The 12,978-nt window shown below is 59.3% G+C and carries 10 protein-coding genes; 7 read left to right on the forward strand and 3 right to left on the reverse strand.

What is annotated here, in order from left to right; all coding sequences use genetic code 11:
• Positions 1 to 303 precede the first annotated feature (303 nt).
• The 3 genes from ACR0JB_RS15360 (at position 304) to ACR0JB_RS15370 (ending at position 3,957) form a co-directional block, all read left to right on the forward strand.
• Complete coding sequence (locus ACR0JB_RS15360; protein ID WP_170400091.1) at positions 304 to 1,458, forward strand: phosphoserine transaminase; 1,155 nt, start codon at positions 304 to 306, stop codon at positions 1,456 to 1,458.
• 58 nt (positions 1,459 to 1,516) lie between these two features.
• A complete protein-coding gene (gene serA / locus ACR0JB_RS15365; RefSeq protein WP_170400093.1) occupies positions 1,517 to 3,112 on the forward strand; it encodes a phosphoglycerate dehydrogenase in 1,596 nt (531 codons plus the stop codon).
• Positions 3,113 to 3,228: 116 nt separating this feature from the next.
• Positions 3,229 to 3,957 carry a metallophosphoesterase family protein gene (locus ACR0JB_RS15370; RefSeq protein WP_170400095.1) on the forward strand — a complete coding sequence of 243 codons (729 nt, stop codon included), beginning with the start codon at positions 3,229 to 3,231 and terminating at the stop codon, positions 3,955 to 3,957.
• On the opposite strand, the gene ACR0JB_RS15375 is transcribed toward ACR0JB_RS15370, so the two are convergent.
• The 3 genes from ACR0JB_RS15375 to ACR0JB_RS15385 form a co-directional block, all read right to left on the reverse strand.
• On the reverse strand, positions 3,954 to 5,471 hold the full coding sequence (locus ACR0JB_RS15375; protein ID WP_480790051.1) for a malonate--CoA ligase: 1,518 nt from the start codon (positions 5,469 to 5,471) through the stop codon (positions 3,954 to 3,956). The genes ACR0JB_RS15370 and ACR0JB_RS15375 overlap by 4 nt on opposite strands.
• An 82-nt stretch (positions 5,472 to 5,553) precedes the next feature.
• Positions 5,554 to 6,258 carry a GntR family transcriptional regulator gene (locus ACR0JB_RS15380; protein WP_170400100.1) on the reverse strand — a complete coding sequence of 235 codons (705 nt, stop codon included), beginning with the start codon at positions 6,256 to 6,258 and terminating at the stop codon, positions 5,554 to 5,556.
• Positions 6,259 to 6,271: 13 nt separating this feature from the next.
• Positions 6,272 to 7,627 carry a formimidoylglutamate deiminase gene (locus ACR0JB_RS15385; RefSeq protein ID WP_170506788.1) on the reverse strand — a complete coding sequence of 452 codons (1,356 nt, stop codon included), beginning with the start codon at positions 7,625 to 7,627 and terminating at the stop codon, positions 6,272 to 6,274.
• Positions 7,628 to 7,709: 82 nt separating this feature from the next.
• Here ACR0JB_RS15385 and hutI point away from each other — a divergent pair, with 82 nt between their 5' ends.
• From hutI to hutU, 4 genes are read left to right on the forward strand one after another with little or no spacing between them, the layout of a single operon-like run.
• Positions 7,710 to 8,918 (forward strand): imidazolonepropionase, encoded by a 1,209-nt coding sequence (gene hutI, locus ACR0JB_RS15390; RefSeq protein ID WP_170506785.1) that lies wholly within the window; start codon positions 7,710 to 7,712, stop codon positions 8,916 to 8,918.
• On the forward strand, positions 8,915 to 10,444 hold the full coding sequence (gene hutH / locus ACR0JB_RS15395; protein WP_170506782.1) for a histidine ammonia-lyase: 1,530 nt from the start codon (positions 8,915 to 8,917) through the stop codon (positions 10,442 to 10,444). The genes hutI and hutH overlap by 4 nt, the downstream gene beginning before the upstream one ends.
• Complete coding sequence (gene hutG, locus ACR0JB_RS15400; protein ID WP_170506779.1) at positions 10,444 to 11,241, forward strand: N-formylglutamate deformylase; 798 nt, start codon at positions 10,444 to 10,446, stop codon at positions 11,239 to 11,241. The genes hutH and hutG overlap by 1 nt, the downstream gene beginning before the upstream one ends.
• On the forward strand, positions 11,238 to 12,923 hold the full coding sequence (gene hutU / locus ACR0JB_RS15405) for a urocanate hydratase (RefSeq protein ID WP_170506776.1): 1,686 nt from the start codon (positions 11,238 to 11,240) through the stop codon (positions 12,921 to 12,923). Before hutG ends, hutU begins: the two co-directional genes overlap by 4 nt.
• Positions 12,924 to 12,978 lie beyond the last annotated feature (55 nt).

The following is a 12,978-nucleotide window of genomic DNA, read 5'->3' on the forward strand; positions in this document are numbered from 1 at the left end:
AAATACTGGTCCCCCGTCAACCGCGTCGACAACGCATATGGCGACCGAAACCTCGTCTGCACATGCCCACCAATGGACGCATACGAAGAAGCCGCAGAATAAACACAAAACACAAAACCCCGCCGGAATACCGGCGGGGATTTTCGCCAATAGGAAACCTGTGTTCCAAATTGCGCACCCACCCTATGTCGTTTTCTGCAGGTGAACGGTCTTTTTTGCTTGCTGGATCTGCGAAGGCCTCATACCCCTGTCCGTGGGACACCCCTCCCCAACGAGGGGCGTGTATCTGGAAGGGTAATACACATGACCATCGAACAACCGGCAACGCGGCCGGCGAATCCGCGTTTTTCCTCGGGCCCCTGCGCCAAACCCCCCACATTTGATCTGTCCAAACTGGCCGATGCCGCGCTGGGTCGGTCGCACCGTGCAGCCGTTGGCAAGGACAAGCTGAAGGCGGCCATTGAAGGCACGCGCGAGGTGCTGGGCATTCCGGCGGATTACAAGATCGGCATCGTTCCCGCCTCGGACACCGGCGCGGTCGAGATGGCGCTGTGGTCGCTATTGGGCGAACGCAAGGTCGAGATGCTGGCCTGGGAGAGCTTTGGCTCGGGTTGGGTGACCGATGTTGTCAAACAGCTGAAGATCGACGCCGAGGTGAAAACGGCCGAGTACGGGCAGATCGTTGATCTCGCATCCGTCGATTTCGCCAATGACGTTGTGTTCACATGGAACGGAACCACCTCGGGTGTGCGGGTTCCCAATGGCGACTGGATTGCGGATGACCGTCAGGGTCTGACGATCTGTGACGCAACCAGCGCAGCCTTTGCGATGGACCTGCCCTGGGACAAGTTGGATGTCACCACCTTTAGCTGGCAGAAGGTGCTGGGTGGTGAGGCCGCGCATGGGATGCTGATCCTGTCACCCCGTGCGGTGGAGCGGCTGGAAAGCTACACACCCGCATGGCCGTTGCCTAAGATTTTTCGTCTGACCAAAGGCGGCAAGCTGATCGACGGCATCTTTACCGGTGCCACGATCAACACGCCTTCGATGCTGGCAGTCGAAGATTACCTGTTCGCGCTGGATTGGGCGCGCTCAGTTGGTGGTCTGCAAGGGCTGATCGCCCGAGCTGATGCCAATGCCGGTGCGGTGCATGCATTCTGTGACCGGAACGACTGGATCGCCAATCTGGCCGAGGATGCTGCGACGCAGTCGAACACTTCGGTCTGCCTGAAGTTCACCGATGACCGCATTCAAGATGGCGCAGTCTTTGCCAAAGCCGTGGCGAAACGGTTGGAGGTCGAGAATATCGCGCTGGATATCGGCGCCTATCGCGACGCGCCTGCGGGCCTGCGCATCTGGTGCGGCGGTACGGTCGAAACCTCGGATATCGAGGCGATGCTGCCCTGGCTGGCTTGGGCTTTTGAGGCTGAGATCGCGGCGCAAACCGAAGCCGCCTGACCTTTTTCACCGGGCCCCATCAGGCCCGGACCTTCCCTACAATTCAAGGACCAGAGATATGGCCCCCAAAGTACTCGTATCTGACAAGCTCAGCGAAACCGCCGTTCAAATCTTCCGGGATCGCGGCATCGATGTGGATTTCATGCCCGATCTTGGCAAGGACAAAGACAAGCTGGCCGAGGTGATCGGTCAGTATGACGGTCTTGCCATCCGTTCGGCCACCAAGGTCACGCCGACCCTGCTTGAAAAGGCTGACAACCTGAAAGTCATTGGCCGCGCTGGCATCGGCACGGACAATGTGGACAAAGAGGCTGCCTCGAAAAAAGGCGTGATCGTGATGAACACGCCCTTTGGCAACATGATCACCACGGCCGAGCACGCGATTGCGATGATGTTCGCTGTGGCGCGGCAAATCCCCGAGGCCAGCACCTCGACCCATGCGGGCAAGTGGGAAAAGTCCAAGTTCATGGGAATCGAGCTGACCAACAAGACCCTTGGCGTCATCGGCGCGGGCAACATTGGTGGTATCGTCTGCGAACGTGCCTTGGGTCTGAAGATGAAGGTTATCGCCTATGATCCCTATCTGGGCGAAGAGAAAGCCGCCAAGATGGGCGTAGAGAAAGTCGAACTGGACGAACTGCTGTCACGCGCTGATTTCATCACCCTGCACGTGCCGCTGACGGACCAGACCCGCAATATCCTGAGCCGCGAAAACCTGGCCAAGACCAAGAAAGGCGTGCGCATCGTCAACTGTGCCCGTGGTGGTCTGGTCGACGAGGACGCGCTGTCCGAGGCGCTGCAATCCGGTCATGTGGCCGGTGCGGCCTTTGACGTGTTCAGCGAGGAACCGGCCAAGGAAAACGCCCTGTTCAACCTGCCCAACGTCGTCTGCACGCCGCATCTGGGTGCGGCCACGACCGAGGCGCAGGAAAACGTGGCGCTGCAGGTGGCCGAGCAGATCTCGAACTATCTGCTGACAGGAGCGGTGGAAAACGCGCTGAACATGCCCAGCGTCACCGCCGAAGAAGCCAAGATCATGGGGCCGTGGATCAAGCTGGCCGGTCACTTGGGCAGCTTCATCGGTCAAATGACGGATGAGCCGATCAAGGCGATTAACATCCTCTATGACGGTGTCGCCTCCGAGATGAACCTGGCGGCCCTGAACTGCTCGGTCGTGGCGGGGATCATGAAGAAGTTCAACCCCGAGGTGAACATGGTCTCGGCTCCGGTCGTCGCCAAAGAGCGTGGCATTCAGATCTCGACCACCAACCAGGACAAGTCCGGTGCGTTCGAAGGCTATATCAAAGTGACCGTGGTGACCGAAAAGCGCGAACGCTCGATCGGGGGCACGGTCTTCAGCGACGGCAAGCCACGTTTCATCCAGATCAAGGGTATCAATATCGAGGCCGAGGTGGGTGCGCACATGCTCTACACCACCAACGAGGACGTGCCGGGCATCATCGGTGCACTGGGTCAGACCATGGGTGACAATGACGTCAACATCGCCAACTTTACCCTTGGCCGGGCGGAAGCAGGCGGCGAAGCCATTGCGTTGCTTTACGTGGACGAGCCGGTTCCGGCCGAGGCGCGCGCCAAGCTGGCGGAAACCGGTCTGTTCACCCAGATCAAACCGCTGGAGTTCGACGTCGCCTAAGCAGTGTTGAATTTCTGGAACAATTCTTGCCCGCGCCCTTCAAGGCGCGGGTATTTTCTTTTCCTGACGCGCATTTCGCGCCAAAAGCCGGGTACGCGTTTATCCGAGGGATTTTCATGACATCCGCCATCTACGCCATCGGCGATATCCACGGGCAGTTAGAGATGCTTGAAAATGCGCTGCACCTTATCGAACAGGACGGTGGGCGGGATGCGCGGATCGTGTTTTTGGGTGACTATGTAGATCGTGGGCCGGATTGTCGTGGCGTTCTGGACCTTTTGGTCGCTGGGCAAAAGGTCGGACGGAACTGGGTTTTTCTGTTGGGCAATCATGACCGGATGTTCGCCAGATTCATGCACGATGGTTCGACCGCCGAGGCCAAATTGCGGATCGGCGAACACTGGCTGCATGCGCGTTTGGGCGGGACCGAGACGTTGGCGTCGTACGGTGTGACGTACACCGAAGAAGAACGCGTTTACAAAATTCTCGACCGCGCAAGGGCAGCGGTGCCGTCGGACCATGTCGACTTTCTGAACCGGCTGGTGACGTACCATCACCAGGATGAGGTTCTGTTCGTCCATGCCGGGATTCGCCCCGGTGTATCGCTGGCCGATCAGACCGAGGAAGACCTGATCTGGATACGGGGCGAGTTTCTGGATGATCCGCGACCGCACCCGTGGCTGGTGGTCCATGGGCACACACCTGCGGAACAGGCTGAGCATCGCGGTAACCGGATCAATCTGGACGGAGGTGCCGGGATGGGGCGACCGTTGGTTCCGGCGGTGTTTGAGGGCCGGGATTGCTGGCTGCTCACCAACGATGGCCGTGTGCCGCTGATCCCTTAACCCTTGGTGAACAGGTCCTTGTAGTTCTCACGCAAGAAATTCTTTTGCACCTTGCCCATCGTGTTGCGGGGCAGCTCTTCCAGCACGATCAGTTTGCGTGGGTGTTTGAACCGGGCCAGCGAGTTCTGCACGTTGGCCAGAATGGCCTCGGGGTCCAGTGTCTGTCCCGGCTCGGGCACCAGAATGCCGACCGGTGTTTCACCGAAATCCGGGTGCGGCACGCCGATCACGGCGCTTTCCAACACTCCCGGCTGGTCATCCAGAACCAGCTCAACCTCTTTGGGGTAAATGTTGTACCCGCCCGAGATGATCAGGTCCTTGCCGCGCCCGACGATGTGGACATACCCGTCCGCATCCAAACGCCCCAGATCGCCGGTGATGAAAAACCCGTCTTCGCGCAGCTCGGCGGCGGTTTTCTCGGGCATTTGCCAATAGCCCTGAAACACGTTGGGGCCGCGCACCTCAAGCATGCCGATCTCACCCTGCGGCAGGTCTGCACCAGTTTCAGGGTCGGTCACCTTCAGTTCGACGCCGGGCAGGGGAAAGCCTACCGTGCCTGGACGGCGTTCGCCGTCATGGGGGTTCGAAGTGCTCATGTTGGTCTCGGTCATGCCGTACCTCTCAAGGATACGGTGGCCTGTGCGCGCCTCGAACCGCTCATGGGTCTCTGCCAGTAACGGCGCCGAGCCCGAGATGAACAAACGCATGTGCCGGGTCAGATCGCCGGTGAACCGCTCATCGCCCAGTAAGCGGGTGTAAAAGGTTGGAACTCCCATCATCGTCGTGGCCCGCGGCATCAGCCGCAACATGTCTTCAAGATCGAATTTCGGCAAAAAGATCATCGACCCGCCCGCGGACAGCGCCACATTTGTCGCCACGAACAGCCCGTGCGTGTGAAAGATCGGCAGCGCATGCAGCAGCACGTCATCCGCCGTGAACCGCCACTCCCGCACTAGCGTTTCAGCGTTTGAGAGCAGATTGGCCTGCGTCAGCATCGCGCCCTTCGATCGTCCCGTTGTGCCCGAAGTATAAAGGAATGCGGCCAGATCATCCTCGGACCGCTGGACCGGCTCAAACGCGGGCAACATCCCCAGCGCCCGCCGCATAAGGCTTCCCGAACCATCGGCGTTGAGCGTCTCTAACCGGGCGTTTTGGGCGGCGGCGATAGGGGCCAGCCCCTGTTCTTTTGCGGCGTCACAGACAACCAGTTTCGCACCGCTGTTTTCGATGAAATATTGTAACTCGGCCGTGGTGTATCCGGTATTCAGCGGCAGAAAAATCAATCCGGTCTGCACGCAGGCAGCATAGAGCGCCAGCGCCTGGGGCGATTTTTCAACCTGTACGGCCACGCGTTCACCGGGCTCAAGTTCGTATCCGCTTAGGGTATTGGCGATCTGCGCGGCCATGTCCAGAAAATCGGCATGGGTCAGGATCTGACCATCAGGAAGGTGAAGAAACGGTGTGTGTTTGCCCGCGTGAATGCCAAACAGCCGTTCGTACAGCGGGTTACCCATTTCGTCTTTCCTTTGCGCCTGCTCAATCTTAGGTGAATCTGTATCGGATTGAGCAGAGGGTAAAGAGAAATCCGGGTGCGGTTTAGAATTGCGTGGTCATGCGATACCCGGCGGCAAAGAACATCTTGGCAAAGGTCACGGGCTGACCCTGCAACCAGGTGATGCGCTCTCCGGTAAAGACCGGTTCTCCTTCGGGGACGTCCAGAAACCCGGCGAGTGTTGTATCGGCACGGCTGGCCAGAAAACTCAGTTCGACATTGGTGAAGGGCAGGGTCTGGATCAGCCACTCATTCGGTCCGATCTGCGAGAAATCTGCCTGCTCCACCTGCGGGACCGAGGCCATGACGATCCAGCGATCCTCAAACTGAAACGGCGTGTTGCCGTTGAAATGCATGCAGCGAACATGCATCACGCTTTGCTCCTCAGACAGAGCCAATCGGGCGCTTAGCCATTCCGGAGCAGTCTCTAACTTGGAAGAAACCAGCGCATAGCGATACGTGCCGCCCATCGCCTCAACCTCGTCCCGGACCATGGGGATGGTGAAACGGGCCTGTCGCTGCGGTGCGCTCAACACCCGCGTACCAGCCTTGCGCCGGCGTTCCAGATAGCCCTCGTCGGCTAACTCCCGCAGGGCGCGGTTCACTGTTGTGCGGGTGCAGGAAAACTCGACCGCAAGATCCTGTTCGTTGGGCAACAGAGAGTCGGGCTGCCACTCGCCCGATCGGATGCGGGACAGAACGGTTTTCTTGATGTCTTTGTAGCTGGTGGTGTCACTGGATTGGGGCATGATGACCGTTCCTTTAGACCGAGGCCAGCAGGCCCGCAATCGAGGATCTATAGGCGGATATGATCTGATCACGTGCGACGTGGCGGCCCTGTTTCACCATGTGGCGTCCGGCAGACCACAAGTCAGTTACCAGCCCATCAGGGGCGGCAAAACACAGCCCATCCAGCAATTGATCGTCCGTCAATGCACAGAGCGTCGGGTGGGTCCGGTCAATGGCCATCAGGTCAGCTAACTTGCCCTCGGCAATCTCACCGGCGTCACGTCCAAGCGCTTGGGCCCCACCTCGCGCGGCACCGGTATAAAGCGCATGCCCGACCGAGCCTTCGCCCGGTACTAGGACGGCACGTTGATGATCGCGCAAACGTTGGGAGTATTCCAGGGTGCGCAGTTCCTCGGGCAAGGAAATCCTAATATTAGAGTCTGATCCGACTCCAAATCGCCCGTTTTCCTCGGCATAGGTCGCGCCGTTGAAAATACCATCGCCCAGATTGGCCTCGGTGATCGGGCACAGCCCCGCCACAGCACCGGACTGGGCCAGCGTGCGGGTTTCGGCATCGGTCATATGGGTGGCATGGATCAGACACCACCGCGCGTTCACGTCTGCATTGTCCAGCAGCCAGGCCACCGGACGCTGGCCCAACGCGGATTGTACGTCGGCGACTTCCTGAACCTGTTCGGCGATATGGATATGGACCGGACCCTTGGGTGTGTTTTGCAGCAGTTCGCGCAGGTCTGTCGGTGAAGTTGCGCGTAAGGAATGTGGCGCAACCCCCAATATAGAGTCAGTGTGTGGCAGTTTTTTTTGGCAATCATCCACCAAATTCAAAAACCGGGACACATCATTGCTGAACCGCAACTGCCCACCTGACAGCGGGTCCTGCGCAACGCCGCCATAGGTGTAGAGGACCGGTAAATGAGTCAGACCGATCCCTGACTGGTGCGCGGCGGAAAAGATACGCTGGCTTAGTTCCGAGAGTTGATCGTAGGCCGCGCCGCCGGGTTGGTGATGGACATAGTGGAATTCACCGACCGAGGCATACCCGGCCTCCTGCATCTCCATGAAAACCAGTGCGGCGATGGCTTCGATCTGGTCGGGCGTCAACCGATCCAGAAAGCGATACATCAGGTTGCGCCATGTCCAGAAACTCTCACGTCCGGCCATGCGGGTTTCCGTCATGCCCGCCATGGCCCGTTGAAAGGCGTGGCTGTGCAGGTTTGCCAAAGCGGGCAAAAGAACGTCAACGCGCGTATCATCGGGCAATGCCGACACCTGATACTGCACCTGGCTGATACGCTCATGGTCGATTTCTACTCGCACATCGTGAACCCAATCAGAGCCTAATAAAGCTGTCTTGGCATGAATCTGCATTTTGATTTCCATAATGTGTAGACTTCATATCTTTACACCTATACATAAAAATCAAACAAGAGGGGAGCCGAAAAGAATCGCCATGACCAGAAAAGCGGTCTTACTCAGCGCCAGGATGGCCACGATGTCAGAAGGGGGCACGCCCTATGGGCTGTGTCGGGATGCAGCGATCGCCGTTAACGGGGCAAAGATTGTCTGGGTCGGCGAACGCCAGGACCTGCCGCCGGAATATGCCGATTGGCCGGTCGAGGATTTCGGTGAACGGTTGATCACTCCGGCGCTGATTGACGCGCATACCCATGTGGTGTTTGGCGGAAACCGCGCAACTGAGTTTGAAATGCGGCTGAATGGCGCCTCATACGAGGACATCGCCCGTGCCGGGGGTGGTATCCTCTCCACGGTCAACGCCACGCGGTCCGCCAGCGCTGATATGCTTTTGTCAGATGCTCTAACCCGCGTGGACGCCCTGATTGCCGAGGGTGTCAGCACCCTTGAGGTCAAGTCGGGCTATGGGTTGGATACCGAGACCGAATTGAAGATGCTGCGCGTTGCCCGCCGGATCGGTGAAACCCGCCCTGTCCGCGTCAAAACCAGCTTTCTGGGCGCACATGCGGTGCCGCCGGAATATGCCGAATGCCCCGACGACTATATTCGCGAGGTCTGCATCCCAACCCTGCGCGCGGCCCATTCCGAGGGGCTGGTGGACGCGGTGGATGGGTTCTGCGAAGGAATCGCCTTTAACCCTGCACAAATCGCCCTGGTTTTTGATGTGGCGCAAGAGCTGGACCTGTCGGTGAAACTGCATGCCGAGCAGTTGTCCAATCTGGGCGGCGCGCAACTGGCGGCCTCTTACGGGGCTTTGTCGGCGGATCACATCGAATACCTGGATGCCAATGGTGTATCAGCCATGGCAAAAGCCGGAACCACGGCCGTGCTGTTGCCGGGCGCGTTTTACACACTGCGAGAAACGCAGGTGCCACCCGTTGATCTGCTGCGCCAGCATCAAGTGCCAATGGCTTTGGCGACTGACTGCAATCCCGGTTCTTCGCCGCTGACCTCGCTGCTGCTGACCATGAACATGGGCTGCACACTGTTTCGTCTTACGCCTGAAGAGGCGCTGGCTGGTGTCACCCGCAACGCCGCGCGCGCGTTGGGGATCAACGATGCGGGCACTCTCGCGCCGGGGCATAGGGCGGATCTGGCGATCTGGAATGTCACTCATCCGGCGGAACTGGCCTATCGCGTCGGCTTCAACCCACTGCATAAACGTCTTTTCGGAGGGATCGAATGACGTCTCTGATTTTGCAGCCCGGTCAGGTTTCTTTGGCGCAGCTGGCCAAGATCTATTGGGATCAAACGGCTGTTTCACTGGATTCTGACTGCAAGCCCGCAGTCGATGCGGCGGCGCAACGTATTCAGGCGGCGGCTCGGGGCGATGACCCCGTCTATGGCGTCAATACCGGTTTTGGGAAACTGGCCAGCCTCAAAATCGCGGCGCAGGACACCTCGACCCTGCAGCGCAACCTGATCCTCAGCCATTGTTGCGGTGTTGGTCCCGCCATACCGCAAAGGCTGACCCGGCTAATGATGACACTCAAGCTGTTGTCCTTCGGTCGCGGTGCATCGGGCGTGCGGTGGGAGCTGATCGAGCTGTTGCAGCAGATGCTGGCCCGCGGGGTCACTCCGGTGATCCCGGCACAAGGTTCGGTTGGGGCATCGGGCGACCTGGCGCCGTTGGCCCATATGACCGCAGTGGTCATTGGCGCGGGCGAGGCCGAGGTGAACGGCACTGTCCTGCCGGGGGCTGAAGCACTGAAAACAGTTGATTTAGAGCCTATTCAACTGGGTCCTAAGGAAGGACTGGCCTTTATCAACGGCACCCAGTTTTCAACCACCTTTGCTTTGGCTGGGTTGTTCGAGGCTTGGCGCGCGGCGCAAAGCGCGTTGGTTGTTTCGGCCTTGTCGACCGATGCGATCATGGGGTCTACCGCACCCCTGCGGCCTGAAATTCACACTTTGCGCGGTCATCGTGGCCAGACCGAAGTCGCCGGCGCCATGCGCGCCGTGCTGGACGGGTCGGAAATTCGGGAAAGTCACCGTGAGGGCGACACCCGCGTTCAGGATCCTTATTGCATTCGCTGTCAACCGCAGGTCACGGGCGCAGCAATGGATGTATTGCGGCAGGCCGCCGCCACGCTTGAGGTTGAGGCCAACGCAGCCACCGACAATCCGCTGGTTCTGGCCGACGGGATTGTCTCGGGCGGGAATTTCCATGCTGAACCTGTAGGGTTCGCCGCTGATATGATCGCGCTGGCCGTGTCCGAGATCGGTGCCATCGCGCAGCGTCGCATTGCCTTGATGGTGGACCCGACGCTCAGCTTTGATCTGCCGCCTTTCCTGACCCCTGATCCGGGGTTGAATTCTGGCCTTATGATTGCGGAGGTCACCACCGCTGCATTGATGAGCGAGAACAAGCACCTCGCCAATCCCTGTGTCACCGACAGCACCCCCACCTCGGCCAACCAGGAGGATCATGTTTCGATGGCGGCCCATGGTGCGCGGCGCCTGATCCGAATGGTCGAGAATTTGAACTACATTCTGGGTGTGGAACTACTGTGTGCAGCTCAAGGGGTTGAATTTCGCGCGCCTCTGGTCACCAGCGGGCCTTTGCAGCAGGTCATTGCTCGGTTGCGGGCTGACATTCCGGCCCTGACCGAAGATCGTTATCTGGCCCCTGAGTTGGAGACCGCGAAACAACTGGTAGCCGGGGCGTCGATCCTACGGGCCGTTAGCACCCCAATGCCCGAGGTGGTGTGATGCAGGTGGTTAGCGTACAGCGCGGCGACAGCCCGATTGTTCTGGGCCAACCCCATGGCGGGACATTCGTGCCGGATGGTATTGCGGCTTGTCTCAATGACACAGGGCATACGCTGGCAGACACGGATTGGCACATTAATAGGCTCTATGAAGGGCTTTTGCGTGACGCGACCGTGGTGCAATCCCATATCCATCGCTATGTCATCGACGCCAATCGCGATCCCGACGGTGTTTCGCTTTACCCAGGGCAAAACACGACAACGCTGGTGCCATTGACCGATTTCGATGGGCAACCGATCTGGCGCGACGGGCAGGAACCGTCAGAGGATGAGATAGGTCAGAGGCGCGAAACCTTCCATGCACCCTATCATGCCGCACTTGCCGAAGAGTTGGAGCGCGTGCGGGCAAAGCACGGCGTGGCTGTTCTGTTCGATTGCCACTCGATCCGCAGTCGCATTCCATTTCTGTTTGAAGGCATGTTGCCCGACATGAATATTGGGACGGATTGTGGCGTAACGTGTGCGCCAGAAATAGAGTCTATTGCACATGAATTTGCCGCATCATCGCCCTACAGCACCGTTCTGAACGGGCGGTTCCGGGGTGGCTGGACGACCCGCCACTATGGCCGTCCGGCCGACGGTCTGCACGCCATACAGACGGAACTGGCGCAATCCACTTACCTGACAGCCGAGGCCGCCCCGTGGAGTTATGACACTGCCAAGGCCGACCGCCTACGTCGTTGGCTGCGCGATATTCTGGAAGCCATCCAAGACACTGCATTGGAGACGATCCCATGACCGACCCTCGCAAGAACACGCGCGATATCTATCCGCCGACAGGCCCCGAGCTGAACGCCAAAAGCTGGCTGACTGAGGCCCCGCTGCGGATGTTGATGAACAATCTGCACCCGGACGTGGCCGAAAACCCGCATGAACTGGTGGTCTATGGCGGTATCGGCCGCGCGGCCCGCACTTGGAAGGATTTCGACACTATTGTTGCCGGTTTGAAGGATCTGGAAGAGGACGAGACCCTGATAGTCCAGTCCGGCAAACCCGTGGCGATCATCCGCACTCATAAGGACGCGCCGCGGGTGCTGATCGCCAATTCGAATCTCGTGCCCCATTGGGCGACCTGGGATCACTTCAACGAACTCGATAAGAGGGGCTTGATGATGTACGGCCAGATGACCGCTGGCTCGTGGATTTACATCGGCACGCAGGGCATCGTTCAGGGCACTTATGAGACCTTTGCCGAGGCCGGGCGCCAGCATTATGGCGGCGACCTGACCGGCAAGTGGATTCTGACCGGGGGCTTGGGCGGCATGGGGGGCGCGCAACCGCTGGCCGCCGTTTTTGCCGGTGCCTGCTGTTTGGCGGTCGAGTGTAACCCAGACAGTATCGATTTCCGCCTGCGCACCAAATACCTCGACGAAAAGGCCGAGACTCTGGACGAAGCGTTGGAGATGATCGACCGCTGGACCAAAGCGGGCGAGGCAAAATCCGTGGGCCTGTTGGGTAATGCGGCCGAGGTGTTCCCAGAAATCTTCAAAAGAGGGAACGAAGGCGTCCGCCCGTATCCCGATATCGTCACCGACCAGACCAGCGCCCATGATCCGATCAACGGCTACTTGCCAATTGGTTGGTCCATGGCGCAGTGGCGTGAAATGCGTGAAACAGACCCTAAAGCAGTGGAAAAGGCTGCTCGGGCGTCGATGAAACAACACGTCGCCGCGATGGTTGATTTCTGGAACGCGGGCGTGCCGACGCTGGATTACGGTAACAACATCCGGCAGGTGGCACAGGATGAGGGGTTGGAGAACGCTTTTGCCTTCCCCGGTTTCGTTCCCGCCTATATCCGTCCGCTGTTTTGCAAAGGCATCGGTCCGTTCCGCTGGTGTGCGTTGTCAGGCGACCCCGAGGATATCTATAAGACCGACGCCAAGATGAAAGAGCTGTTCCCCGAGAACGAACATCTGCACCGCTGGCTCGACATGGCGCAGGAACGGATTGCGTTTCAGGGCCTGCCTGCGCGGATTTGCTGGATCGGGTTGGGCGACCGCCACCGCGCCGGGTTGGCGTTCAATGAGATGGTCGCCAATGGTGAGCTGAAAGCGCCGGTCGTGATCGGCCGGGATCACTTGGACAGCGGTTCCGTCGCTAGCCCGAACCGCGAGACCGAGGCGATGTTGGACGGGTCTGACGCCGTAAGCGATTGGCCGCTGCTGAATGCTCTGATCAACACCGCCAGCGGCGCGACCTGGGTCTCGCTGCATCACGGTGGTGGGGTCGGCATGGGGTTCTCTCAACATGCGGGTGTGGTGATCTGTGCCGATGGTACTGAGGACGCAGCCAGACGGTTGGAACGGGTGCTGTGGAACGATCCGGCCTCGGGCGTGTGGCGGCATGCGGATGCGGGGTATGACATTGCAAAGGATTGCGCCCGCGCCCATGGGCTGCGATTGCCTGGCATTCTGGGGTAAACATATCAACTGTCTCTGGTGAATTGGCGGCCCCTGCGTTATGCGCGGGGGAGCC

It is taken from the genome of Ruegeria sp. BI7, from assembly GCF_056537925.1.

Excerpts from the sequence above, each read along its gene's own strand:
- ACR0JB_RS15360 (WP_170400091.1), top strand. The coding sequence starts at position 304 with ATGACCATCGAACAACCGGCAACGCGGCCGGCGAATCCGCGTTTTTCC.
- serA (WP_170400093.1), top strand. The coding sequence starts at position 1,517 with ATGGCCCCCAAAGTACTCGTATCTGACAAGCTCAGCGAAACCGCCGTT.
- ACR0JB_RS15370 (WP_170400095.1), top strand. The coding sequence starts at position 3,229 with ATGACATCCGCCATCTACGCCATCGGCGATATCCACGGGCAGTTAGAG.
- ACR0JB_RS15375 (WP_480790051.1), bottom strand. The coding sequence starts at position 5,471 with ATGGGTAACCCGCTGTACGAACGGCTGTTTGGCATTCACGCGGGCAAA.
- ACR0JB_RS15380 (WP_170400100.1), bottom strand. The coding sequence starts at position 6,258 with ATGCCCCAATCCAGTGACACCACCAGCTACAAAGACATCAAGAAAACC.
- ACR0JB_RS15385 (WP_170506788.1), bottom strand. The coding sequence starts at position 7,627 with ATGCAGATTCATGCCAAGACAGCTTTATTAGGCTCTGATTGGGTTCAC.
- hutI (WP_170506785.1), top strand. The coding sequence starts at position 7,710 with ATGACCAGAAAAGCGGTCTTACTCAGCGCCAGGATGGCCACGATGTCA.
- hutH (WP_170506782.1), top strand. The coding sequence starts at position 8,915 with ATGACGTCTCTGATTTTGCAGCCCGGTCAGGTTTCTTTGGCGCAGCTG.
- hutG (WP_170506779.1), top strand. The coding sequence starts at position 10,444 with ATGCAGGTGGTTAGCGTACAGCGCGGCGACAGCCCGATTGTTCTGGGC.
- hutU (WP_170506776.1), top strand. The coding sequence starts at position 11,238 with ATGACCGACCCTCGCAAGAACACGCGCGATATCTATCCGCCGACAGGC.